Source organism: Salibacter halophilus (assembly GCF_008806325.1).
GTDB lineage: Bacteria > Bacteroidota > Bacteroidia > Flavobacteriales_G > Salibacteraceae > Salibacter > Salibacter halophilus.
The window spans coordinates 422,507-449,342 of the sequence record NZ_WACR01000001.1 but is presented as its reverse complement, the minus strand read 5'-3'; the positions used below and the strand labels follow the sequence as shown (position 1 = coordinate 449,342).

General features: G+C 40.1%; 20 protein-coding genes. 11 read left to right on the top strand and 9 right to left on the bottom strand.

The annotated features are described in order from the left end of the window. Positions 1-562: 562 nt before the first annotated feature. From nhaD to F3059_RS02120, 3 genes are all read right to left on the bottom strand, one after another. Positions 563-2,005, bottom strand: a complete 1,443-nt coding sequence (gene nhaD / locus F3059_RS02130) for a sodium:proton antiporter NhaD (RefSeq protein WP_151166286.1) — start codon at positions 2,003-2,005, stop codon at positions 563-565. 61 nt (positions 2,006-2,066) lie between these two features. Continuing rightward, a complete protein-coding gene (locus tag F3059_RS02125) occupies positions 2,067-3,296 on the bottom strand; it encodes a Glu/Leu/Phe/Val dehydrogenase dimerization domain-containing protein (RefSeq protein WP_151166285.1) in 1,230 nt (409 codons plus the stop codon). A gap of 1,171 nt (positions 3,297-4,467) precedes the next feature. Continuing rightward, positions 4,468-5,535, bottom strand: a complete 1,068-nt coding sequence (locus F3059_RS02120; protein ID WP_151166284.1) for an anhydro-N-acetylmuramic acid kinase — start codon at positions 5,533-5,535, stop codon at positions 4,468-4,470. Between the two features lie 75 nt (positions 5,536-5,610). Here F3059_RS02120 and F3059_RS02115 point away from each other — a divergent pair, with 75 nt between their 5' ends. Continuing rightward, a complete protein-coding gene (locus F3059_RS02115; RefSeq protein ID WP_151166283.1) occupies positions 5,611-6,753 on the top strand; it encodes an acyl-CoA dehydrogenase in 1,143 nt (380 codons plus the stop codon). A gap of 282 nt (positions 6,754-7,035) precedes the next feature. Here the strand turns inward: F3059_RS02115 and F3059_RS02110 are convergent, their stop codons facing one another. From F3059_RS02110 to F3059_RS02100, 3 genes are all read right to left on the bottom strand, one after another. After that, on the bottom strand, positions 7,036-8,331 hold the full coding sequence (locus F3059_RS02110) for a UDP-N-acetylmuramoyl-tripeptide--D-alanyl-D-alanine ligase (protein ID WP_151166282.1): 1,296 nt from the start codon (positions 8,329-8,331) through the stop codon (positions 7,036-7,038). Between the two features lie 64 nt (positions 8,332-8,395). Beyond that, on the bottom strand, positions 8,396-9,898 hold the full coding sequence (gene gldJ, locus F3059_RS02105) for a gliding motility lipoprotein GldJ (protein ID WP_151166281.1): 1,503 nt from the start codon (positions 9,896-9,898) through the stop codon (positions 8,396-8,398). Positions 9,899-9,951: 53 nt separating this feature from the next. Continuing rightward, on the bottom strand, positions 9,952-10,926 hold the full coding sequence (locus F3059_RS02100; protein WP_151166280.1) for a PorP/SprF family type IX secretion system membrane protein: 975 nt from the start codon (positions 10,924-10,926) through the stop codon (positions 9,952-9,954). Between the two features lie 260 nt (positions 10,927-11,186). Between F3059_RS02100 and porU the strand changes: the two genes are divergently transcribed. From porU to pheT, 10 genes are all read left to right on the top strand, one after another. After that, on the top strand, positions 11,187-14,963 hold the full coding sequence (gene porU / locus F3059_RS02095; RefSeq protein ID WP_170264987.1) for a type IX secretion system sortase PorU: 3,777 nt from the start codon (positions 11,187-11,189) through the stop codon (positions 14,961-14,963). Between the two features lie 55 nt (positions 14,964-15,018). After that, positions 15,019-16,326, top strand: a complete 1,308-nt coding sequence (gene porV, locus F3059_RS02090) for a type IX secretion system outer membrane channel protein PorV (protein WP_151166278.1) — start codon at positions 15,019-15,021, stop codon at positions 16,324-16,326. After that, on the top strand, positions 16,326-16,817 hold the full coding sequence (locus tag F3059_RS02085) for a cytidine deaminase (protein ID WP_151166277.1): 492 nt from the start codon (positions 16,326-16,328) through the stop codon (positions 16,815-16,817). Before porV ends, F3059_RS02085 begins: the two co-directional genes overlap by 1 nt. A gap of 96 nt (positions 16,818-16,913) precedes the next feature. Continuing rightward, positions 16,914-17,927: a pyruvate dehydrogenase (acetyl-transferring) E1 component subunit alpha gene (gene pdhA, locus F3059_RS02080; protein WP_151166276.1), complete on the top strand. Its 1,014-nt coding sequence runs from the start codon at positions 16,914-16,916 to the stop codon at positions 17,925-17,927. A gap of 19 nt (positions 17,928-17,946) precedes the next feature. Next, positions 17,947-19,230 carry a pyruvate dehydrogenase complex dihydrolipoamide acetyltransferase gene (locus F3059_RS02075; RefSeq protein ID WP_151166275.1) on the top strand — a complete coding sequence of 428 codons (1,284 nt, stop codon included), beginning with the start codon at positions 17,947-17,949 and terminating at the stop codon, positions 19,228-19,230. A gap of 91 nt (positions 19,231-19,321) precedes the next feature. After that, positions 19,322-21,418 (top strand): ATP-dependent DNA helicase RecG, encoded by a 2,097-nt coding sequence (gene recG / locus F3059_RS02070; RefSeq protein ID WP_151166274.1) that lies wholly within the window; start codon positions 19,322-19,324, stop codon positions 21,416-21,418. A 140-nt stretch (positions 21,419-21,558) separates the two neighbouring features. Further along, positions 21,559-21,843, top strand: coding sequence for a TRL-like family protein (locus tag F3059_RS02065; protein WP_151166273.1), 285 nt, complete (start codon positions 21,559-21,561; stop codon positions 21,841-21,843). A gap of 60 nt (positions 21,844-21,903) precedes the next feature. Next, a complete protein-coding gene (locus F3059_RS02060; RefSeq protein ID WP_151166272.1) occupies positions 21,904-22,431 on the top strand; it encodes a hypothetical protein in 528 nt (175 codons plus the stop codon). Further along, complete coding sequence (locus tag F3059_RS02055) at positions 22,428-22,952, top strand: hypothetical protein (RefSeq protein WP_151166271.1); 525 nt, start codon at positions 22,428-22,430, stop codon at positions 22,950-22,952. Before F3059_RS02060 ends, F3059_RS02055 begins: the two co-directional genes overlap by 4 nt. A 64-nt stretch (positions 22,953-23,016) precedes the next feature. Continuing rightward, the gene (gene pheT / locus F3059_RS02050) at positions 23,017-25,458 is read left to right on the top strand and encodes a phenylalanine--tRNA ligase subunit beta (protein WP_151166270.1); all 2,442 of its coding nucleotides are present in this window, start codon (positions 23,017-23,019) and stop codon (positions 25,456-25,458) included. 88 nt (positions 25,459-25,546) lie between these two features. Here pheT and F3059_RS13645 read toward each other — a convergent pair whose 3' ends face one another. The 3 genes from F3059_RS13645 to F3059_RS02040 all read right to left on the bottom strand — a co-directional run bounded on the left by F3059_RS13645 (position 25,547) and on the right by F3059_RS02040 (position 26,832). After that, complete coding sequence (locus tag F3059_RS13645; protein WP_170264985.1) at positions 25,547-25,705, bottom strand: hypothetical protein; 159 nt, start codon at positions 25,703-25,705, stop codon at positions 25,547-25,549. Between the two features lie 72 nt (positions 25,706-25,777). Beyond that, positions 25,778-26,197, bottom strand: coding sequence for a c-type cytochrome (locus tag F3059_RS02045; RefSeq protein WP_151166269.1), 420 nt, complete (start codon positions 26,195-26,197; stop codon positions 25,778-25,780). Next, positions 26,194-26,832, bottom strand: coding sequence for an SCO family protein (locus F3059_RS02040; RefSeq protein WP_151166268.1), 639 nt, complete (start codon positions 26,830-26,832; stop codon positions 26,194-26,196). Before F3059_RS02040 ends, F3059_RS02045 begins: the two co-directional genes overlap by 4 nt. Between the last annotated feature and the right edge of the window lie 4 nt (positions 26,833-26,836).

Below are 26,836 nucleotides of genomic sequence, written 5' to 3'. Positions count from 1 at the left end.
GGAGTTATGGATTAGGAGTTAGGTGAGTGTTGAGTTTATAGTGAGGTTTAAGGTCGAGGTCAAGGTTGAGGCTGAGGTTAAGGTTTAGGAGGAGAGAAGTTCTAATAATGTATTGGGATTGCTTGATGGTTAAGGTGTTAAGGGCCCCGTTCCTTGCGTCACGAGGGTCTAAGTTCATCTAAGCTTTGGCTGGGGCCAAAGGCTAAGATTTACTAAGGTTTGGAGGTTGGGAATTATGAATTATGGGTTATGAGTGATGAGTTGGGTGAGGTTAGAGTTTAAAAGAGTAGCAACGCAGCGAGCGCGGAGCTTTTTTGATGTCAGCTCTGCTGAAAACGCGGAGGTCGCAGCAGGTTCGCTGGCGCTCATTGTTTTTAAACCATTAAGAAGTTCAGGGTCGTTAAGTTTTGATGTTATTTCTGCTGGTATCACTAAGGTCGCGAAGTAGACAAAATGCTCACGGAGAATACAAAATTACTTCATGGCTTATTAGCATTATCGGTAATCTGATTGTCAACGACTAACTATAATACTAAAGTTATGCTGATGAGAGCCTCTTTTATCAATGAATGAAAAACGTTTGTGCGAGGATGTAGAATACTCCTGCTCCGGCAAGGTAGCCAACTAATGCGAGGAGGCTGATTTTGCGGAGGTACCAAACAAAGTCGATTTTCAGGATACCCATAACGGCAACTCCGGCAGCACTACCAATGATGAGACAGCTTCCACCTGTTCCGGCACAGTATGCTAGGAATTCCCAAAATACGTGATCCACAGGGTAAGATATTCCGGCTACTTCAGGTCCTATTTCATACATACCCATTGCAGCAGCTACGAGTGGAACGTTATCCACAATTGAAGATAGTAGACCAATTATGATATTGATAATATAAAGATTACCAACACTGGATTCCAGAATTCCGGCAAGGTCGATCAGGTGACCGGCACTTTGCAAACTGGCTACAGCAACCAGAATACCGAGGAAGAATAAAACACTTGGAGTGTCAATTTTCCTCAATGTATTCACTACTGATAACTGAGTTTTGTCCTTGTGCGATTTATTCTTGTGAAGGATTTCTGTAACCAGCCATAATATTCCCAAACCAAGCAAAACACCCATGAATGGAGGCATGTGAGTAACGGTTTTAAAAACCGGAACCTGTAATAGACACGCTACACCTAAAATGAAAACGAGGTTTCTCTCCCCGGTAGTGGTCAGATCCTTGTCTACTCCGCGGGTTTCATCAGGCCGCCTAATGTTCCCTTTCATCGTAAAAGAAAGTATGATAAGCGGTACAAGGAGAGTTACGAGAGAGGGAAGAATAAGCGTTGCGATGATATTTCCGGCTGTGATCTGACCGCCAATCCAAAGCATAATAGTAGTTACATCACCAATCGGAGACCATGCACCCCCCGCGTTAGCAGCGATGATAATAACTCCGGCAAAAAGCCAAAGGTCTTTTTTATCAGCAATGAGTTTTTTCAGTAGTGCAGCCATTACAATGGCTGTAGTGAGGTTGTCGAGCGCGGCTGAAAAGAAGAAGGTCAGGATACTCAAAATCCAAATGAGTTTTACCTTCTTAGTCGTTTTTATTCTGTCTGTTATAACGCTAAAACCACCGTGAACATCAATGACTTCTACGATTGTCATAGCACCTATGAGGAAAAATAGAATCTCAGAAATCTCGATGAGATGGTGCTCGAGTTCGTGGATAATGAAGTGATTGGTGAGACTTTTTACATTTTCATCAGCTCCGATTGATGATTCGGAAAGTCCCAGAGCGTAGTTTTTAAGTCCTTTTACGTATTCGCCCGAATTTGCAATGAATTCAGATATCGACCAGGAGTAATCAACATTGAGTACATCACTGGCTCCGAAAACGAATATTGTCCAGGTAAGAACCCCGGTAAGAAGCGCAGATGCTGCTTTATCAACTTTAATGTTATGTTCAAGGGCAATTCCAAGATACCCAAAAACAAAAATGACAACCATTAATAAATACATGGCAAAAAAATTGAGTGTTTAACAAGTGTGCTCCTTACCGGGGGCATTTTTTAATTTGGCGCTAAACTAACTTTTTAAGCGCAATTTCAAACGCTGTTTTTGCGATATTTTTTGTGTCGCTATTCGTTGAGTGAGCTGCTTTAATAGCTTTTTCAATTGTTACCGAGGTATCGCTGAAAATAGCTTCATCAGTCATTGCAACGTCATCCTGCATTAAATAGCCAAAAACACGTGCCATTCCGCAATTTGAGATGAAGTCTGGAATAACGCTAATTTGTTTATCGGTATAATCCGCGATCGGACCAAAGAATATCTCAGAATCAGCAAATGGAACATTCGCACCTGAAGAAATGACTTCCATTCCATTTTCGATCATTTGGTCGATTTGATCACGGGTTATGAGTCTGGAAGCTGCGCAAGGAATGAAAATATCAGCCGGTACAGACCAAATCTTTTCATTTACCTCGTCAAAACTCATCATGTTATCGGCAACGAGTTTGTTACCGTCTTTTTTGAGGAAGAGGTCTTTAATTTCTTCGAAAGAAAAACCGTCTTTGTTGATTAGTCCGCCTACGCGGTCAATAATACCAACGATTTTGGCTCCTTCTTTAGCGAGGTAGTAAGCACCTGCAGCTCCAACATTACCCCATCCCTGAACAATTACTTTTTTGCCTTTTAGGTCATTGTTGTGATAGGTGCTGTAATAGTGACGAACAGATTCTGCTACTCCGTAACCGGTAATCATATCAGCCACAACAAATTTGCGTTCAACATCAGGACTGAATTTTGGGTCTTCAATCACTTTGATTACTCCGTTACGCAACTGGCTTATTTTTTTAATTTTTTGTGCTTCATTAGGCTGGTAGTGCCCCATGAAAACACCTTCCTGAGGATGCCATATTCCCTCATCTTCAGTCATAGGAATTACTTCGTGAATTTCGTCAACATTGAGATCTCCTCCTGTTCCGTAGTAGTTTTTTAGTAGAGGTCGAACAGCTTTGTACCATCTTCTCAATACACCTTCTTTTCGAGGGTCGTTTGGATCGAAGTTGATACCTGATTTTGCACCACCAATTGGAGGTCCGGAAACGGTAAATTTCACTTCCATTGTTTTGGCAAGTGATTCAACTTCTCTTTTATCGAGCCCTTTTCTCATACGTGTACCGCCACCTGCAGCTCCACCGCGCAGTGAGTTGATTACAACCCAGCCTTTTGCGTCAGTTTCAGAATCGGACCATTCAAATACGATTTCGGGATCTTTGTTTTCGAACTTGTCGAGTAGTTCCTTCATTTCAAGAAATTTATAATGATGTTAATCTTTCAAATTCGCTGGCAAATGTAATAATTAGGGTTTATTGTTTGAGTTTAATGGTTTAAAGTTTAGAGATAAGGTCGAGGTCGAGAGTGAGGAAGTTATGAGTTATGGGTTATGAGTGATGAGTTGGGAGGTTGAGGTTAAGGCTGAGGTTGAGGGAAGTTCTAATGGTGGTTTTAGGATTGCTTAATGTTTAAGGTGTTAAGGGTTTGGAGTTGGGGGGTGGTGTTTGTAACGCAGCGCACGCAACGAGGTTTTGATGTTAGCTCTGCTGAGATAACGCGGAGGTCGCAGCGTGTTCGCTGTCGCTCACGGTTTTGAACAATTTAGAAGTTCAGGGTCATTAAGTTTTGATGTTTGCTCTGCTAGTATCGCTGCGTGCGCGGAGAAGAATTGATGCTAGCTTTGCTGAATAACGCAGCGAGCACTGCGGTTTCGCAGCGTCCGCAGCGTTACTGGCAAAAGACAATCGCTAACCAACTATTACTCTCGACTTTGTCCTTAAAACTCGACCTGCATCTTAATGAAACTTATTTTTTTAATGGTTCATAAATCCGAAGTCTTGATGTTTTAGCTGTGGTTAGGAGCTATAGTAAACTTTGAAAAGCATTTTTGAAGTTTATTTAATCTTTTTTCTTGATAAAAAAGATAGAAAAAATCAAGGCTGACGGAGACTTTGCTCGAATTTCTAGCAGTCGATCGTCCCGCAGCAAGTGCGTGGATGTAAGAGTCACTAAGTAGCTGAAAAATCAGCTACTAAGTTTTTCTAACACTATTTATACTGAACTCGCAAACGCCTTTAGCGCATTTTTCTTTAGGAAAAATCCGAAGGCTGAGCTCAGGCACAGCAAAAATGTACGCTTCCTTTTTCTGAAATTCTACGCGTCAGTCTCCGAGGCCGAAAAAGCTCGTTGTTTGATTAGTGGGGTAAGTCTGGATTAGATTCTCGTCTCAAGGATTGAGTGATTTCCATGTAGTTCAGATTTTATGTAATGTAAGAATAAAATACGGATAGTAAGAATTTGAGCATTTTACCCTCGAACTTGGCCTTAAAACTCGACCTGCATCTTAATGAAGTTTAATTTCTTAATGGTTTACATAAACACTAGCAAGATTAGCATTTAATCAAACAGCTCAAAACCAGCTCTTATGCTTCATCATAAATAACTCCCGTAATGTGGTCTTTTTTGGCTCCTGTTGCTGATGCATAAACGTTGATCTCATTATTTACTCGTAAATACCCCATCAAGCCAAAAACTATTGCTTCTTTGAAGTCGATGAGTTCTTTGTCAGGGATTACGAGTTTCCAATCGGTTTGTTCTTTAATTAATTCGATGAGGTATTTGTTGTAAGTTCCGCCACCAGTGAGCAGTACCTCTCCGTTTTTTTTGATCGAGTTGAGAGTTTCGGCAATTTTTTGCGCTGCATGATGCGTAAATGTAGAAATGAGTTTTTCTTCCTGCGTCATGAAAGGCATTAAAAGAGGTTCAATAGCTCTCATTATCAATTCTGTGCTCCACGATGGATTAGACTTGTCTCTGTAAATCTCCAGTGAATTCAGTCTATCGGTCAGATCCGAAATAGGCTCGTTGTTCCTGGCTATGTCTCCGTTTTCATCGTAATCCTGACCGAGTTCTCTTGCAAATCGGTTGATGAGATAATTACAGGGTGAAATATCAAAGGCCCTTCTCTTTTTCCCGTCATTGAATGAAATATTCGAAATTCCGCCCATGTTTAAGCAAGCGTCATATTTCTTGTAGAGCAATTCATCACCAATAGGCACAAGCGGAGCTCCTTCACCTCCAAGAAGTACGTCCTGCGTACGGAAGTCGGCCACGGTTCTGACCGAAGCCTCCTGAGCAATTGCCTGCCCCTGGCCTAATTGAAAAGTAAATCCTTTCCGTGGTTCATGAAAAATTGTGTGTCCGTGCGATGCAATTAAATCTACATCCAGTTTTTCTTCCTTGATGAGCTTTTTCACCGTTTCTCCCAAAAACTTTCCATATTCTAAATGTGCGTGCTGTAATCTGTCACCTTTAGCATCGTAAAGGCTTTTGAGCCAGTTTTGCTGTTGCTTAGAGTAGGATATAAATTTTGTGAAAAGTACTTCGTGGTCAGATCCATTGAATTGCACCAAAGCCAGATCCAGTCCATCGAGTGAAGTTCCTGACATCACTCCTAAAACATTAAGTTGAGTTTTATTGTTTTCCATCATAACGGTGTTAAGTTAGCGAAATTAAGGCAGATAAACTATATTCGCGAACCCATAAAATGACGAAATTTTAATAAAATGGATTTTCAATTAACAGAAGAACAACAGGCAGTGAAAGCAGCTGCGCGTGATTTTGCGCAAAATGTACTGAAACCGGGCGCTATCGAGCGTGATGAAAAGCAGGAATTTGCGAAGGAAGAAATCAAGCAGCTGGCAGAATTGGGTTTCATGGGAATGATGACAGACCCAAAGTACGGAGGAAGCGGAATGGATACTGTTTCCTATGTGTTGGCAATGGAGGAGATCAGTAAAATTGATTCTTCTGTATCGGTATGTATGTCAGTAAACAACTCTTTGGTTTGCTGGGGACTCGAGAAGTTCGGAACTGAGGAACAAAAGCAAAAATATTTAGTTCCGCTCGCTAAAGGTGAGAAAATTGGAGCGTTTTGTCTTTCAGAACCGGAAGCAGGATCTGATGCAACATCACAGCGTACAACCGCAATCGATGAAGGTGATCACTACGTGCTAAACGGTACTAAAAACTGGATCACAAACGGTGGAAGTGCTAGCGTTTATCTCGTAATCGCTCAAACTGATGTTGAAAAAGGACACAAAGGAATCAACGCGTTTATCGTAGAGCGTGACATGGACGGTTTTGTTGTTGGAGCAAAGGAAAATAAAATGGGAATTCGCAGTAGCGATACGCATACTTTGATCTTCAACGATGTTAAGGTCCCAAAAGAAAATAGAATTGGAGAAGACGGTTTCGGATTCAAATTCGCGATGAAAACACTTGAAGGTGGTAGAATCGGAATTGCTTCTCAAGCGCTCGGTATAGCTGCCGGAGCTTTAGAATTGGCCACAGCATATTCAAAAGAGCGCAAAGCGTTTGGAAAAGAAATACACAAACACCAGGCGATCGCTTTCAAACTCGCTGATATGGCGACTGAAATTGAAGCTTCACGCTTGCTTTGCTTAAAGGCAGCTTCATTGAAAGATGAAGGTAAGCCAATTGGTCACGCCAGTGCTATGGCGAAACTTTACGCTTCAAAAACTGCGATGGACGCAACAACAGAAGCTGTTCAGATCCACGGTGGTTACGGTTTTGTAAAAGAGTACCATGTTGAACGTTTAATGCGTGATGCGAAAATTACTCAGATTTACGAAGGAACTTCTGAAATTCAGAAAGTCGTAATCAGCCGAGGCTTGCTAGCTGAATAATCTAATTTTTATATAGATTTTGATAGCCCTTCAGTGAAAGCTGAGGGGCTTTTTTTGGTTTAGAGTCTAGGTTAAGTCCCGTTCCTTGCGTCACGAGGGTTTAAGTTCATCTAAGCTTTGGCTGGGGCCAAAGGCTAAGATTCACTAAGATTTGGAAGTTGGGAGGTTTGGGGAGTTTGGTGTTTGTTTTAGCCAACCAGCCAACCAGCCAACCAGCAAGTACGAAGGTTAAAGCTGAGGAGAAGGTTCTGTTTTATTGAAGACAAATTAACGATAGGTTTATTAGGGGATTACATCAGTGAATTCTTCCATTTTTAGTCCGCGAGAACCTTTTAGCAAGATCAATGCATTTTTCAGTTTTTGATTTTGGGCAAACTCCATCGCCTTTTCTTTTTTGTCAAAAAACGAAAATGAAAATTCGTCTTCAAATTCGTGAAAAGCATTACCTACAAGCACAACATTTTTAAAGTTCAACTCTTTCAAAAGGGATAAAATATTTCTGTGTTCGTCTTTACTGATAGAGCCTAGTTCGAGCATATCTCCCAGTAAAACCCATTTTTCACGGTCAGATCGCATCTCACTAAAGCTTTTAAGTGCTTTTTCTACGCTCGTTGGGTTGGCGTTGTAAGCGTCAAGGAAAATCTGGTTTCCACCATTTGTCTCAATAAATTGAGATCGATTGTTAGATGGGGTATAACTGGTAATAGCTTCATGGATCTTATCATCACTAACGCCAAAGAACTTTCCTATTCTGTAGGCACAGTTGATGTTGTCAATATTATAAGCTCCAATCAATTTGCTTTGATAAATGTTTCCATCTTCGCTTTTGTAAGAAATAAACGGATTCTGCTCTTTTATGCTCAAGGAGTTTTCAGCACTGAAATCTGCCGTATTTGAGATTCCTTCAATTAATTGACTGCTGTATTCATTTTCACCATTGTAGAAGCAAGTTCTATCTCTTTTTGATAGGTAATCAAATAACTCTTTTTTAGATTTAACATTACCTTCCATGCTTCCAAATCCTTCAATATGATCCTTACCGATGTTTGTGATGATACCGCAATCAGGATCTGATATTTCACATAATTCATCAATATCTCCTGGCTGATTATCACCCATTTCAAGGATTAGGAGTTCTGTGTCATGTGGAGTTTGAAGTATTGTTAAGGGTAAACCGATATGGTTATTAAAGTTACCCGGAGTTGCAAAAGTTTTAAATTTTTTGCTCAGGACTGCTTGCAACAGTTCTTTGGTAGTTGTTTTGCCATTTGATCCTGTCAGTCCAATTACTTTTGTGTTGAGGTGATTGCGGTGATGATTTGCTAGTTTTTGAAGAGTTAGGAGAACATCATCAACAAGTATAAATTGGTTCTGATCGTGATTTGAGTTTTCAATTACTGATTTTTGATCCACAACAGCGCATGAGCAACCCTTTTCAATTGCTTGATCAGCAAATTTATTCCCGTTAAAATTATCGCCCTTTAAGGCGAAGAAAATTGAGTTGAGTTGTACTTTTCTTGTATCCGTGCAAACTCCGCTCGAATCCAGAAAAAAGCTGTGTAAATCTTTAATCTCCATAATTAGTCATAAAAAAACCCCTGAACGATAATGTACAGGGGTTCAAATTTATTGAAATCATTTTTTAGTATGCACCACCTAGACCTTCAGGGCTACCCATTCTGTCCATCGCACATCTAAATCCGATATATGCGGTAGAGTATTCTTCATCGAGGAATCTTCTTGTACCTGGATGCATCCAGTACGCACGATCTCTCCATGAACCACCTTTGTAAACTCTTGATCGGTCACTGATTAAAGATCCGGTTTCTGCACCAAACTCATACATTCCGTAAGTTTCATCGTCAGTGTGTCCCTGACCTTTTTGATTCTTGAAGTTTTGCCATGCATCATCCTCATTTAACTGAGATTGATAGTCACCATCTTCGTAATTGATGTTATCAGCTCTTCTGTAGTTTCTTCTGTCTACAGCATCTTCAGGTTCAACTTTAACCTTTTGCATGCGACCTAGACTATCTTTTTGAGCGATGATACCATCTTCATCACGTTTCATTTTCTTGAAAACGTTTCCTCTAAATGGGCGGAATTCATTTACATCTTCATGAGATAGCGGACGATAAACATCCATTACCCATTCAGATACGTTTCCAGCCATGTTGTAGAGGCCGTAATCGTTTGGCCAATAGGCATAAATTGGAGCAGTGATATCTGCGTTATCGTTGAGACTACCAGCAACACCCATGTTATCACCTCTACCTCTCATGAAGTTAGCGAGCATTTCACCCATGTATTCAGGTTGAGGATTACGGACTGAGTGTCCGTTCCATGGCCATTGACGTTCTTCAACGATATTTTCACCTAGCGTATTTCCGATCAATCCATAAGCTGCGAATTCCCATTCAGCCTCAGTAGGTAAGCGGTAATCTGGAAGAAGAATTCCATCTTCCATTTTCACACGTCTATAACCAGGACTGTTTGGGCCTTCCCATGGAATTCCATCTTTTCGTTTACTACCTTCATACTGACCATTTAAGTAAGCATCAGTATTGAAGTTGTCATCAGCAATTTGATTTGGATTGTGATTGTAAAGACCTTCACGAATTAGGATTTGCTCATTTACACGGTCTGTTCTCCAAAGACAAAATTCACTAGCCTGCTTCCAGCTAACACCAACAACAGGATAATCTCTGTAAGCAGGGTGTCTCAAATAGTAATCTACGTAAGGCTCATTGTAAGCAAGCTTACGTCTCCATACTAATGTATCGGGAAGAGCAGCATCGTAAACGGCCGGGTAATCCATACCGTATACTCTCTTTACCCAATAGAGGTATTCTAACCAGTGTAAGTTCGAAATTTCAGTTTCATCCATGTAGAAAGATGAGACCGTAACTCTTCTCGGTACGTTATCCCAATTACCCATCACATCATCGGTAACTCGGCCCATTGTAAATGTACCACCTTCAATGAGGACAAGGTTCGGACCAGTTTCCTGTTCTACATATGGGAGTTTTTGAAAATCACCATTTTTAGGGTCGTTGTAATTCCAACCCGTTATCGATGACTTTTCATAGCTACAGGAAACAGCAAATAGTGCTGTGATGATAAAGATTCCTAATGCGTTCTTCATGCTGTTGAGTTTAAGATTCAACGAAAGCGTAAAAATAATATTATTTGTTGAATTTAAAATTCAGGACATTTCAGTGGTCTGAATTTTCTTTTCTCAGGAGGGCAATTGAATTGAATTGCCATTGAGATTTCGTGAGAGCCTCCGGGTTCGTTTGTCAATCTTGAAGTTGTTAGGTCATAGCTGTAGCCAAACTTGAATTTTTCAACCTGTACACCAACAAGAGCGATAAAAGCATCTTTGTTTCTGTACCACAAACCTGCTACCAGAGGTCCTTTTTTACCGTAAAGACCAAACATCAACTGTTGAGCATTACCCTGACGTTGATAAAGTATATTTGGCGAAATGGATGCAGGGTTATCGTAACCTTCTTCTAAAGGTATATTACCACCTGCATGAACAGTAAATTTACGGTAGAGTTTAGCGTTATCATTTTCGAAGAAAGATTCGCTAGGTTCTGTTAAGTGGTGTACTGACACTCCTGCAAATACATATTTAGAATATCCGAGGAAGCCAGCGCTAAAGTCTGCACCATTAACCTGATTTGTGCCAGGAGTTTCATTTGTTTGGTAGATGAATCCGTAACGCGGATCAATCATATCGCCAAATTTCAAATCATCCCAATTTATTGACTTTTGAAAATAAGTTGCTTGAAAACCAGCTTTGATACTGAAGTTTTCACTTACAGGTAATGTGTAAGCATACATCGCAGATGCATTGATCGTTTGTAGCGTTCCGTTACCTGCCTGATCGGCAACAACGAGTCCGCCCAAACCACCAGAAATCGCATCAATATGCTGATCATAGGAAGCACTGTAAGAGACAAATTGCCCCTGAATTGCGGGCCATTGATTTCTGTAATTCAAGTGTACGCGCGGGCACTCTTTAGATCCGGCAAACGCTGGATTCAAATAAAGAGGGTTCGCGTAAAATTGAGTAAACTGAGGGTCCTGGGCGTTTCCGCTTAAAGCGATGAGTAGTCCCGAGACCAATAGCGTACCAGTTAGCTTATTTCCAAGGCTTTTGAACATGTTTATTCGATCATCAATCGCAATTATACGAATTAATTTTTTAAACCTCCATTATTATTGGGGGTGATTACAGTCTGTTGTAACAATTTGCCACATTAATAATAAAAGGAAATTGTTAACGTTGTGGTGTAAAACTCAACTAAATCTGTGAAATATCACGTAAACAATAACGAATGAAGCTCTCTTTTAATATCAATAACTTATTCTTGCTTATCATATCTCTGCTTTTAACAGGGTTAAACCTTCATTCTCAAAGCAGTTTGAATTTTAGACGGTCTAAAGGTAAGCACGTTGGCAATATTCACAAAATAAATTGGACGGGAGTTCAATCTTTTCGTGATTTTAACGGTGAAGAAAAGTCTTACATATCCTTTGATGGAGCCATTTATGACCAAACTGAAAACCTGTTGCCGGTTTATTCTTATTCTGAAAAAGCTCCAACAAACGTAATCGATGTAGAAGCTCAATTAACTCAGCAAAGTTGGGAGCCCTTAACAAAAGCCGAAGAACAGGTAATTCAGGAAAACGGTCTTACTATTAAACCTGTTCTCGATATCACTACTTATATATCGGTATCGAGGAGAACTAATTTTGCCAAATTCGCATTTGTTCCTATTAGGAGAAATCCAACTTCAAACAGGTTAGAGAAACTTACGTCATTCAAATTAGAGTTTGACTTTCAGGAAGGACAATCAACCAGGAAAAGCGCTTCCAGATCGTATAAGGTAAGTTCAGTGTTGAGATCAGGAGATTGGTATAAAGTAGGTGTTACAAAAGATGGTGTTTACAGAGTTGGTTACAACATGCTTGATCAAATGGGGATTGATTTAAGTGGGCTATCAACTAATTCAATAAGGTTGTTTGGAAACGGTGGCGGAATGCTACCAACACTTAACAGTGAGCCACGGTTAGATGATTTAAAAGAAAACAATATCAAGATCATCGACCAAAACAATAATGGTCAGTTTGATCAATCTGATTATATCCTTTTTTACGGTCAGAGCCAAAATAGATGGAAGTATAAAAATGGAACGTATCGACACCAAACAAACTACTATGCCGATACTACTTATTATTTTATTACTACAGATTATCAAATCGGACAGCCAAAAAGAGTTGGAAGTCAAAATGCAATCACGGGATCTCCAGATGTTGTGTTAAATGAATTCGATGATCACCAAATTCACGAAATCGATCAGCGCAATCTCATCAAATCAGGGAAGCGCTGGTTCGGTGAGCAATTTAGTGTCAAGAGGGAATACACGATACCCTTTACGATGCCTAACATCGTTACATCAAAACCAGTAACAATAAGAGGAGCTGTAGCGAGCAGGGCAATAGGGCGCAGTAGTTCATTCACATTTAGCTATAGAGGAAATCCTGTGTTGGGGATTAATTTTTCCAATGGAGTAAATGCCGGCTATGCTAATCGGTTTGCTTATTACGGTGACAATGAAAATACTTTTTCGGCCTCGTCACCAAATTTGGCAATCAATGTTCAGTATAATAATGCGAACTCAGTGGATATAGGTTGGCTCGATTACATTGAGCTTATCGGTAAACGCAGGCTCGAATTAGGATCTGACCAACTCGTATTCAGGAATAGCGAGAGCGATACCAATAATATTGAAGAATATAGATTGACAGGAGATTTAGATAATGTGCAGATTTGGGATGTTTCCAATCCGCTCGAACCTCAGGAACCTTCAGTCAATAATAGTCAGAACCAAATCAGCTTTAAGTCTGCCGGCAATGAACTGAGTGAATTCGTAGCTTTTACTGATAACAACCTATTGGTACCATCTTATTCAGGAAAAGTTAAAAATCAGAATTTACACGGTTTATCAGCTGCTGAATATTTGATCGTGAGTCATCCAAAGTTTATCAATGAAGCTGAAAGACTAGCTGATTTTCACCGAGACTACAGTAATTTATCTGTCCACGTTGTTACCACAAATCAGATTTACAATGAGTATTCATCAGGCGCTCAAGACCTCACAGCGATAAGAGATTTTGTCAAAATGTTTTACGATAGAGCAGGTCTCAATGAAGCTGAAATGCCAAAGTACTTATTACTATTTGGCGATGCCAGTTATGATTATAAGTCACGAATTTCAGGGAATACGAATTTTGTTCCTGCTTATCAGAGTTTACGCTCAATGACACCAACCGCTTCATTTATCAGCGATGACTACTTCGGTTTTCTCGATGATGCAGAAAGTGATGAGCTCGTGAGTTCGTTGGATATTGGAATTGGTAGATTTCCAGTAAGTAGTCTATCACAAGCGAGAGGAGTAGTAAATAAAATCATTCGCTATCATAATATTCCAACAACGTTTGGGGATTGGAGAAACTCAGTCACTTTCATTGGAGATGATGAAGATGGTAGAATACATATGCGCCAGGCGAATAATCTGGCCAGGAAAATCGATACGAACTATCCAGATTACAACGTCAATAAAATTCTGTTTGACGCCTACAAACAAGTTGCAACAGCCGGTGGTCAAAGCTACCCCGATGTAAATGAAGAAATCGATAATGCAATGAAGAGAGGAACTCTCTTTATGTGCTATGTTGGCCATGGCGGTGAAACCGGTTGGGCCCATGAAAGAGTATTGAAAGTAAACGATGTCAACAATTGGACGAATCGCAACAATATGCCATTGTTTTTGACCGCAACCTGTGAATTCAGTAGATATGATGACCCTGAACGTACGAGTGCAGGTGAATACGTGTTGTTAAATCCCGATGGGGGCGGTATTGGCCTCATGACGACAACAAGGCTCGTTTACTCATCTCCAAACTACGAGTTATCTCAAACATTTACTGATTATGCTTTTGAAGCAGTTGATGGTAAAGTTCCAACACTTGGAGAGTTACTTATGCTATCAAAAGATGTAAGTTTAATCAACAATAACAATGGTGTTAATTACCGGAATTTCGCATTATTGGGTGATCCGGCAATAAGACTAGCTTACCCGCAATACAATGTAATGACCACAAATGCACCTGATACGATAAAAGCGTTGGAGAAAGTGACAATTGATGGAATGGTAGCTGATGAATTTGGAGCAAAAGTAGATGATTTTAACGGTGTTGTTCAGGTTACCGTTTACGACCAGCCGCAGGAAGTGTCTACACTCGATAATGACGATGAGGGTGTGTTCAAATACAATTCTCAGGAGAGCATCATATTTAAAGGTAAGGCAACTGTAAAAAATGGAGATTTCTCATTCACATTTGTCGTTCCAAAAGACATCATCTTTGATTTTGGAAATGCGAAAATCAGCTACTATGCTGATGACGGTTCAGTCGATGCTAATGGAGCATACGAAAAGATGGTGATTGGCGGGAGATCTGAAAATGCCGGATCTGACCAAAAAGGACCTGAAGTGAATTTGTGGATGAATGATGAAAGTTTTGTAGTAGGAGGCATGACCGACCAAAATCCTAACTTATTTGCCAAAGTTTTCGATGAAAACGGAATCAACACTGTTGGAAATGGAATTGGTCATGACATCACAGCTATACTCGATGAAAATACAGCAAATGCAATAGTGCTCAACGATTATTATGAATCTGACCTCGATTCATATCAAAGCGGAACAATTACTTACCCATTTGAAAAATTAGAAGAAGGGAAGCACACCCTAAGTTTGAAAGTTTGGGATGTTTACAACAATTCTGGTAAAGCATTTACAGAGTTTATTGTGGCAGATAACAGTGAGTTGGCTATCGATCACATACTCAATTATCCCAATCCATTCACAACGAATACAGCGTTTTACTTTGATCACAACGCCCCCGGTCAAGAGTTAGATGTTCGCATTCAGGTCTTCACCGTAAGTGGAAAACTCGTGAAAACTTTAGATGCTATTTTTGCGTCTAACAGCTACCGCGCAGGTCCCATATACTGGGATGGTCGCGATGAGTTTGGAGATGAAATTGGAAAGGGAGTTTATATTTATAAGGTAAAAGTTACCGCTCCCACCGGAAAAACGGTGAACAAATTCGAGAAATTAGTACTTTTAAATTAGAATAAAATAAGAACTCAACCTTATCGTTATATTTGCCATTTCAATTTTGGATAGAATGAAGTTAATCGCAAGAGGAACAGTTGCTTTGATAGGCGCGTTGGCAGTAAGCCAAATGAATTACGGTCAGAACCAGCAATCTGTAGGTACAGTAACCGGAGCCGAACAGGTAAACTCTATTACGACAGCCGTACCATTTATGACAATCGCGCCTGACTCCAGGCATGGAGCATTAGGCGATGCAGGTGCAGCCACAAGTGCAGATGTATATTCCATGTACTGGAATCCGGCCAAAATGGTGAAAAACGAAGAAAACTTTGGAATGGCTGTTTCCTACACACCCTGGTTGCGAAACCTCGTTTCTGACATCAGCCTGTCACACCTTACCGGTTTTTATAAAATAGATGACATGAACGCAATTGGCGTATCATTTCGCTATTTCACACTCGGTGATATTCAGTTTACTGATGAATTCGGGAATGATATTCAGCAATTCAGACCCAATGAGTGGTCAATTGGTGCAGGCTATTCACGCGTACTCTCTGATCGATTGACAGGAGGGATAAACCTTAAATTCATCTATTCAAACCTCACAGGAGGAACAGATGTTCAATCTGCTCAAACAAAGGCCGGACTCGCAGCTGCAACTGATATTAGTGCCTACTACGAAAACGATGACCTCAATTTAAACGGAACAGATGCCACACTGGCATTTGGAGCAGTAATTTCAAACATCGGGAACAAAATTTCATACTCAAACCTCGATGAGCAAGATTTTCTACCCACAAACCTCAGGTTAGGATCACGTATAACATTACACCTCGATGATTACAATGATGTTTCATTAAACTTTGATGTGAATAAATTACTCGTTCCATCTCCACCAATTTATGACAATGGAGAAGTGATAGCCGGGATGTCACCAGATCGAAGTGTGGCAAACGCAATGTTTACATCATTCTACGATGCACCAGGTAATCCATTCACTGATTCAAATGGAGAATACGTAACTGGTCCTGATGGAAAAGCAGAAGTAGAAGATGGTAGTGTGTTGAGAGAAGAACTCCGTGAAATTTATCTTGGAGTAGGAGCCGAGTACTGGTACAACAAACTTTTTGCTGCCAGATTAGGTTATTTCACCGAACACGAACTAAAAGGAAATCGCAAGTTCCTTACTTTTGGTTTAGGGCTTAAATACAATGCCATCGGTATTGATATGAGCTACCTTGTTCCGTTTTATGTTGGTGAACAACGAACAATAACAAACTCACCACTTCAAAATACATTGCGCTTTTCATTAACTTTCAACTTCAACAATAATGGTGGAGGAGAAAGCTCTGGCGAACCGGCACCTATCAACCAGTAATGGCAAAAAGCAAAAAATCAATACACTGCGAATTTGAAGTTTTTGACAGTATTGAAGAACTGTCTGCTCATGATCGTAGTTTGATCGAGCGAGCTATTCATAACACAAAAGCGAGTCATTCACCTTACAGTAACTTTCGGGTTGGAGCAGCAATTGAACTTGAGTCAGGAAAAATAGTAGATGGAGCCAATCAGGAAAACAAAGCTTTTCCATCAGGATTGTGTGCAGAGCGAGTGGCCATGTTTGGAGCAGCAGCTCAAAATCCCAATGATCCTTTTGTTAAATTGGCAATTTCAGCTAAAAGTCCAACCGAAAAACTCGATGAACCCGTTTCACCCTGTGGAGATTGCAGGCAGGTGATGGCAGAATACACAAGTAAATTTGGAAAACCATTTGAACTATTCCTCTACGGAGAAACAGGGAAAGTTTTTCGTTTTCAGTCAGCTACAGATCTTTTACCACTTATCTTCTCCTTCGATTTTCATCATTAAATGTTAGGGAATTCACAACATCTTATCCAAAGTGAATGTTTATTTGGCAATTGGGAATTCTGCAACTAAATTTGCCACTCCTCAAAGTGAATTAATATGGCGACAAAAAAGAAATCAAAATTCTCCAAAGAGCAGTATCTGAAATGGTATGAAGACATGCTGCTCATGCGGAAGACTGAAGAAAAGGCAGGACAATTATACGTCCAGCAGAAATTTGGAGGATTCTGTCACTTATATATAGGACAAGAAGCCGTTGTAGCAGGAGCAGTTTCTGCTACAAAAGAAGGAGATAAGCATATTACAGCTTATCGTGATCATGCTCACCCAATCGCGATGGGAATCCATCCAAAATATATGATGGCAGAACTGTACGGTAAAACTACCGGCCTTGTTAAAGGTAAAGGTGGTTCCATGCACATGTTCAGCAAAGAGAAAAACTTGATGGGAGGCCACGGTATAGTTGGAGCCCAAATTCCACTGGGAGCAGGTATCGCTTTTGCAGAAAAGTACAAGGAAACCGATAATGTTACCATTTGCTCGATGGGTGATGGAGCTGTTAGGCAAGGTGCACTTCACGAAACCTTCAACATGGCAATGTTGTGGGAGTTACCAGTTGTTTTCCTCATCGAGAATAACAATTACGCAATGGGAACTTCAGTTGAGCGTACCTCAAACGTAACAGATTTATCTGAAATAGGTGAGTCTTACGATATGCCTGCAATGGCAGTAGATGGAATGAGCGTTGAAGAAGTTCACAATGCAATTGAAAAAGCAGCTGAACATGCACGTTCCGGTAAAGGGCCATACCTTCTTGAAATTAGAACCTATCGTTACAAAGGTCACTCAATGTCAGATCCGGCAAAGTACCGCAGTAAAGAAGAGGTTGAAGAATACAAAAGCAAAGATCCGGTAAGCGTTGTTCTCGATATTATTGAGAAGAAAAAGTACGCTTCTGAAAAGCAGATCAAAGAAATACAGGACAGAGTAAAAGAAACTGTGAACGAAGCAGTGAAATTTGCTGAAGAATCGCCTGCACCAAAGCCAGAAGAGCTTTACGAAGATGTTTACATGCAGGAAGATTATCCTTACATCAGAGACAATAAATATTAATACAGAAAAAATTTAGCATATGGCTGAAGTTGTACGTATGCCCAAGTTGAGCGACACCATGGAAGAGGGTGTTGTTGCGGAATGGCACAAAAGTGTTGGCGATCAGGTAGAATCAGGAGATTTACTCGCTGAAATTGAAACCGATAAAGCCACAATGGAATTTGAGTCTTTCCAGGAAGGAACTCTCCTACACATAGGTGTTGAAAAAGGAGATTCTGCTCCGGTAGATTCAATATTGGCCATTCTCGGTGAAGAGGGTGAAGACGTTTCAGATATCCTCGAAGAAGAGGAGAAAAAACAAGCTGATTCCGGTTCTGACAGTGACGATAAAGCAGAAAAGAAGGAAGAGAAAGGGTCAGGAAAAGAAGAGCAAAAAGAAGAAACGAAAAAAGCTGAGCCTAAACCAACTGCTACTAAAGAAGAAAAACCAGCCAAGAGAGAAACACCTCGCACTTCATCAGGCAGAATCAAGGCATCTCCACTCGCTAAAAAGCTAGCTGAGGACAAGGGAATTAACCTTGAAAATGTAGAAGGATCTGGCGATGGTGGTAGAATCGTGAAGCGAGATATCGACAATTACGAGCCTTCTTCGGCAGCAGCTCAACCAGCAGCAATTGGACAGGAGAGTTACAGCGAACAGAATGTTTCTCAAATGCGCAAAACAATTGCAAAGCGCCTTTCTGAAAGTAAATTTACGGCTCCTCACTTCTATCTCACAGTTGAGATAGACATGGATAATGTGATGAAAGCCAGAAAAGCTGTAAATGAACAAGCTGAAAGTAAAGTTTCATTTAACGACTTTGTTATTAAGGCTGCTTCTATAGCACTTACGAAACACCCTTACGTCAATGCATCGTGGAGAGAAGATAAAATACGCTTCAATGAGCATGTCCACATGGGTGTTGCAGTAGCAGTTGAAGAAGGATTGCTAGTGCCGGTTGTTCGTCACGCAAATGGGAAAACACTCACCCAAATCTCTTCAGAAGTTAAAGAGTACGCTCAAAGAGCAAAAGACAAAAAACTTCAACCTGAAGATTGGGAAGGAAATACCTTTACAATTTCTAACCTCGGAATGTTTGGAATAGAGGAGTTTACGGCAATTATTAATCCGCCAGATTCTTGTATTTTAGCTGTTGGAGGTATCGTTGAAAAACCAGTCGTAAAAGATGGTCAGGTAGTTCCCGGTAATCGCATGAAAGTAACACTGTCATGTGATCACAGAGTAGTTGATGGTGTAAAAGGAGCAGAGTTCCTCAATACATTCAAGTCAATGCTCGAGAATCCGGTAATGATGTTGGCTTAATTCACTTTGCGGTAACACATAGTTAAAGCCCTCCAAAAAGGAGGGCTTTTTTTATGAAAGATTTTTTGGAATCACATTATCTTCGTCAATCATGAAATTATCGACTCCCATCGAATATGTAAAAGGTGTAGGACCGCAGCGAGGTGAGAAACTACAGAGTGAGCTCGGGGTTCTAACATGCGAAGATCTCTTAAACCTTTTTCCCTTCAGATACAACGACAGGAGTCAATTCCATAAAGTTAATCAGCTTCATCCCGATATGCCAAACGTTCAAATAGTGGGTAAGTTGAGGCATATTCAGGAATTTGGAAAGCCAAGGCAGAGAAGATTATCAGCAAAGTTGGTTGACGAAACAGGGACTGTTGAGCTCGTTTGGTTCAAAGGAGTTCAGTGGGTGAAAAAGAATCTGAAAGAAGGAGTTGATTACGTTCTTTTTGGAAAACCCTCAATTTTCAAGGGGAAAATCAATTTTGCTCATCCCGAGCTAGAGCCACTATCGAAAGCAAACGCAAGAAAAAAAGCCAGCTTAGAACCAGTTTATTCCACAACGGAGAAATTGACTGGAGTTGGGCTTCATTCTAAAGGGTTGGCAAAGTTGATAAAAACAGTGCTCGATTCAGGTGAAATCAGGTTTGAAGAAACCATGAGTAAAGAGCTAATGGAGCATTACAAGCTAATCGACAAAACAAAAGCTTACCATATTGTTCACCAACCACCAGACTCAAGGAGTTTGCAAATGGCGCGCTATCGGCTCAAGTTTGAAGAGCTATTCTTCGTTCAAATGCAAATATTGAGAAGCAAACTCAACAGGCAGGAAAAGTATAAAGGGTTTGTATTTGAGAGAGTAGGAGAGAACTTCAACAATTTTTATCAGAACCATTTACCATTTGAGCTAACCAGAGCACAAAAGCGCGTCATGAAAGAGTTGAGACGTGATTTGGGAACCGGAGAACAAATGAACAGGTTGTTACAGGGCGATGTGGGAAGTGGTAAAACCATGGTCGCGCTACTCACAATGCTCATTGCCATAGATAATGGTTATCAGTGCGCGATGATTGCTCCTACTGAGATTTTAGCCAACCAGCATTACGTTACATTAAAAGAACAACTCGAAGGAACAGGTATAAATGTCGATTTACTTACCGGGTCGATTAAAAAATCTGACCGAAAACCCATTCACGAACAGCTAGAAAAGGGAGAAACCAATATTTTGGTCGGAACACACGCCCTGTTACAGGAATCCGTAAGGTTTGCAAATTTGGGTATAGTTGTGATCGATGAACAACATCGCTTTGGAGTTGCTCAACGGTCAAAGATGTGGCGAAAAAACACCAGACCACCTCATGTTCTCGTTATGTCTGCAACGCCAATCCCAAGAACATTGGCGATGACGCTTTACGGAGATTTGAGCGTTTCAGTTATTGATGAATTGCCTCCGGGAAGAAAGCCCATCGAAACTATTCACAAGCGCGATCAACACCGCCTTGAAGTATTTGGATTCCTAAAAAAAGAGATCGAAAAGGGAAGGCAGGTATACATCGTTTACCCATTAATTGAGGAATCTGCCAAGATGGATTACAAAGATCTCATGGATGGTTACGAGGCAATTTCAAGAGCCTTTCCACCGCCTGATTATCGCATCTCAATTGTTCACGGAAAAATGAAAGCCGAGGATAAGGATTACGAGATGCAACAATTCGTTGATGGGAACACCCAAATTATGGTTGCAACAACAGTCATTGAAGTAGGTGTGAATGTTCCAAACGCCAGTGTCATGGTTATCGAAAGTGCTGAACGATTTGGACTGTCTCAACTTCACCAGCTCAGGGGACGAGTAGGTCGCGGAGCCGAGCAATCGTATTGCGTTTTAATGACCGGTAATAAACTATCAGCAGAGGCGCGTAAAAGAATGGAAACAATGGTCAGAACCCAGGATGGATTCGAAGTAGCTGAAGTTGATCTAGAATTAAGAGGTCCGGGCGATATAATGGGCACACAACAGAGTGGAGTTCTCAACCTCCAAATTGCCGACCTGGCTAAGGACGGTAAGTTACTACAACTGGCACGCCATGCTGCTATACAGGTTCTGAAAGAAGATCCTAAACTCGAACTGCCCCAAAATAGCAATGTAGCCAAAGGCTATGCTAAAGTTCAAAAAGAAAGACCTAACTGGGGCAGGATTTCTTAACAGCTTCAATAATTCTTAATTAAGAATGAAAAAAGATTACTAAATATTCTACCATAAAAATATCCTGATATTTCTTGTAACTCGTTTTTTATTTTATTTTTGAGACCAATCATTAATGTTAACTCTAAATTTTAATTATTATGCTTAGAAAAATCAAAGCTTTAGCTGCTATAGTTGCAGTTGTAGGATTCATGTCAAGTTGTTCACTTACTTTGCCAGTTGATGCTACTAGCAACCCAGTTGGCGACAAAGTAGGTACTGCAAAAGCAACAGGCTTCCTTCATGTATTGTTCTTCAACCAGGATGCAAGTATTCAAACTGCTGCCAAAAACGGTGGAATTTCTAAGATTTCAACTGTTGATATTAAGCAAGGTGATATTCTTGGTATTATCCAAACTTATGAGACAATCGTTACTGGAGAATAAGAAAAAAATCAATTAGATTAAAGGTGCTCTATTTAGGGCGCCTTTTTTTATTTATAGGTTATGAATAAGTTTTTATTACTATCATTTTGGATAATTGCTACACTTTTCTCATCGACTAGTTGTGGTGTGAAACAAAAGAAAAATGATAAGACAATAGCTCTTGTGAATGGTGTTAAATATTATTTACAGGATAATGAAAAAGAGATAGCCAGAGAAGAATCAATTATAAATTTTCATGACTCAATTTTCAATAAATATGAGACCTTCAATTGGCCTTTGTATAAAGTTCTTGCTGATAGATCTGATCATTACAAGGCATTTATTAGTATTCCGGTTAAAATAAAAAGAGCCCAATTAGCTGGATACATTGAAAACGATTCAACAAACAGGCATATTAAATCTGACTCTCATGATGCTTATCAACGTTATTTCTATGAAAGAGATGGAAGTTACATAGTCTCTGTACTTTCTGAGAAAAAGGATTTCTTTTGGACTTATTCAATAATATCAAGTGACTCCTCTAAAGTTGCTTTTTTAATGAATGACTCAGCTTTTATTAAGCGTGTCAATATGAAAAAATTAAAATGAGAATAAATATATTTTTCGGTGTTATCATTTCTTTGTTTTTGTTTGTGGGCTGCGGTTCTATGGGGGGTGGATCTCATAGAGGAAAGCTTTATCGAAGTTTTTACCTTAAAGAAGGAGGTCTTAAGTATTTCATAAAACCTATGAAATTTAAAGGAGAAGATGCAGAGTTGCTAGTTGACTTTAACATTGAATCTGTTAAGGGGAATATTGCTGTTGTCAATTTTTCAATCTTTCATGAGAAGCCATTAAAAAAACTGTCATCATTTGAGATTTCAAATCCAGACACTTCAATAAAAGCAGGTGAGATTGAGAGTATGTTTGTTGAACTGGAGTCAAATAATGAATATGAATCTCGATTTACATCACATATACCTAATTCAGGACTAAAACACATTTTTCAAAATCAACACTGGACAATTAAAGCGGTTGAAGCAAAAACAAAGCTTGAATTTGAGCCTAAGAGATCAACAGAGAAAGATATTGAGAAAATAAATAAAGCTGTAATTCAATTACTGGATTAACTCCCACATTATCCCAAATATCCTTTAGTTTTGCGCGCATCATTTCAATTCAGTACAGCGCATTATGAAAATTTCATACAACTGGCTCAAGAACTACATCGATATTAACCTGGATGCTCAACAAGTAGCAGATTGGTTAACTTCAACAGGCTTAGAAGTTGAGGGTGTTGAAAAAGTACAGTCCATTCCGGGCGGACTAGAAGGCATCGTCATCGGTGAGGTGGTTTCTTGTGAGAAGCACGAAAATGCTGATAAGCTCAAAGTTACTCAGGTTGACCTGGGAAATGGTGAAACCAAACAAATTGTTTGTGGGGCACCAAATGTAGATAAAGGCCAAAAAGTTGTTGTAGCAACGGTAGGAGCTACGATCCATCCAACCGATGGAGAGCCTTTTGAAATCAAGAAAGCTAAAATTCGCGGAGAGCGTTCTGAAGGAATGATTTGCGCTGAGGACGAACTCGGTCTGGGAGTTAGCCACGATGGCATTATGGTTCTGACCGATAATCCAAAAACAGGAACGCCTGCGGCAGAATACTTCAAGGTTGAAAATGATAATGTATTTGAAATTGGGCTCACTCCAAACAGAGCTGATGCAGCAAGTCATATTGGTACAGCTCGTGATCTCGTTGCACTTGGAGCTGTGAAAGATGAATTGAAAGATAAGTGTATCAACTGGCCAAAAGTTGATCACTTTAAAGTCGATAATCACGATCTCGAAATCGGGATTGATGTTCAAAATACTGAGGCTTGTCCGCGATATGCTGGAGTTACTTTGACAAATGTGAAAGTAGGCCCCTCGCCAGATTGGCTACAAAACAAGCTCCGCTCAATAGGGCTGGCTCTCATTAACAATGTAGTTGATATCACCAATTTCGTTTTGCACGAAACGGGGCAGCCATTACACGCTTTTGATGCATCAAAAATTAAGGGTAATAAAGTTACGGTCAGAACCGTGGCCGATAAAACCAAATTCACAACACTCGATGAAGAAGAGCGCGAATTATCAGATAAGGACCTGATGATTTGTAACGATGATGAACCGATGTGCATTGCCGGTGTTTTTGGCGGTGTTGACTCAGGAGTAAAAGAAGAAACGGTTAATGTATTTCTCGAATCGGCCTACTTCGATCCGGTTTGGGTGCGTAAAACAGCTAAACGCCACGGATTGAGTACTGATGCATCTTTCAGATTTGAAAGGGGAGTTGATCCGCTCAATACAATTTACGCTCTCAAGCGAGCAGCACTTTTGATGAAAGAAATTTGTGGCGCATCCATTTCGAGCGAAATTGTCGAAGAACATCCAAAGGAACACGAGTGGTTTGAAGTGACTTTCAATATGGATAACCTCGATAGGATAGGAGGTAAATCACTCGATATTAAGCTTGTTAAAGCGATCCTAACCAGACTAGAAATCGTTATAGATGAAGAAAATGGGCGAGAGTTAAAATTGCTTGTTCCGCCATTCAAAGTAGATGTGCAGCGCGAAATCGATGTGATCGAGGAAATTTTGCGTATTTACGGGTACGATAACATAGAAATACCGCAAAAACTATCTAGCTCGTTGAGCTATGCGCCCAAACCCAATCCTGAAGTAATTCGTAACAGAGCTAGTGAACTTCTTGTGTCACGTGGATTTTTGGAAGCGATGAGCAATTCTTTGACAAAAGCAGATTACTACGAAAAGTTCAAGGGAATAGACTCTAAAGGAATCGTCAAAATTGCGAATCCATTGAGTTCTGAATTGAATGTACTTCGCACTTCAATGGTATTTGATTTACTGGAAGCCGCTCAATTCAATCAGAACCGCCAATCAACCGATATCAAACTTTTTGAGTTTGGCCGAACATATTCTGTTAAAAATGACAAGAGCAAAGAGCGTGAGAAACTATCCATTGCTGTAGCAGGGAATCAAGAGCCTGAAGCATGGAATACACAATCAAAAAAGGTGGGCTTTGATTTTATTAAAGGTGCCGTATCTGCGCTTATTGATGCATTTGGATTGGATAAGTTTAATGTGCAGTGGAAAGAAAGCGAATCTGGGTTTCTTAGTGCAGGGTTGAGTATCACGATCAATAAAAACCATGTAGCTGATTTGGGAATCATCAGTGGTGATCTTCTGAAAGAATTCAGTCTCAAACAGGATCTCTACTTTGCCGAGATCGACTGGACGAATTTTGTGAAATTGGCCGGTCAGGCTAAGGTACGTTTTAAGCCGGTATCCAAATATCCTGCAATGAGACGTGATTTGGCTCTGATCGTGGATAAAGAAGTGCCTTTCTCTTCAATCGTTGAGGTTGCTGAAAAAACTGAAAAAAAGCTCCTTGAAAATGTGAATCTTTTTGATGTTTACGAAGGCAAGAATATTGAAGATGGTAAGAAAAGTTATGCTGTGAGCTTCATCTTTAGAGATGAACAAAAAACGCTGACGGATAAGAAAGTGGATAAGGTGATGAGTAAACTCCTTCAGAACCTTGAAAAAGAAACAGGTGCAGGTTTGAGGGAGTGATAAACCTTAAAAGTCACAATTACGATAAAAAAAGAAACCCCGATAGATATTGAATCCATCGGGGTTTTATTCTTTCAAAATGTTATTATTAGTACAACATCGGGATTACTCCGGTGAGGATGAGTATCATCAATACAACAGCGAGGATGCTGTAAAACATTGCTCCACCTGCAATTGACTCATCAAACATTTGACTAAGTATTGATTTTTTTTCGGTTTCTTCGTTATGTGTATCGTGTCCGCTCATGATTCTTTTGTTTGGTTTCAAAAATAGGAAAAAATGTTCTTTACGAAAGTCTGGTTGTAGATTGTAAATTGATCATTTTACGAGTTTACTTTCACAGTTATTGAGTCTTCTTTCAACATCTTCACTATTCACTTCAGTTTTATCTTTTCCCCATTTACCGTAAACGTAATTCATCAAGTTAGCAATTTGAGTTGCTGAGAGTGTTGGATCTCCCAACATCCGCTGACTGTATTTTTGTCCGTTTACTGTTATTTCACCTTCAATACCGTAGTACACAATACAGGCAAAATCATCTTTGTTTTTCACCAGATAATTTGAGTTGGCCAAAGGTGGGTAAATGGAAAATCCCTTTCCCTCATCACCGTGACAGTTTGCACATTTTGATAAGTACAAAGCCTCTCCTTTATTAGCGGGTGACTCACAACCGCGAGCTAACAAAACGATCACAAGCCCAAAGCCTATTAGTCCGATAATGAGAATTCTAACCTTCATTCTTCCTCGAGGAGTGATTTAATATCAACCATCATTTGGTCCACGTCTTTTGGAAGCGTTCCATCGTAATAGCCTCTGATCTGGTGGTTCTGATCGATAAGAACAAAAGCGCCACTGTGAACATAGCCTCCCGGTGCAGTCGAGTCCTCAGCCGCACTCACGAGATATTCGTCAGCAATGCTGTAAATATCTTCTTCGGGACCGGTTACCATTTTCCACCGATTTGCTTCAATGCCAAGCTTAGTTGCATAATCATTCAGAACCGGCACCGAGTCGTGGCGAGTGTCAATAGAGTGGGATAAAAACTTGACGTTTTCATTTCCCTCAAACTCCTCATAAGCTCTGAGCATCTGCTTTTTCATTTTTGGGCAAATGGTGGGGCATGATGTGAAAAAGAAATCTACCACTCTCACTTTACCATCATAGTAATCTCCCGTTACCGTGTTACTGTCCTGATCAGTAAAAGAAAAGTCATCGATTTGGGCGTAAACCGTATCGATGTAATTCTCCCCGTTTTCATCCTGCTTAACTACATCTTTCGCTCCCAAAACAGGAAGCTCCTTCTTCTCGGCATTGCGCATGCAACTAACTGATGCAATGAGCGCAATAACCACAACACTCCACTTCAAGTTCATCTAA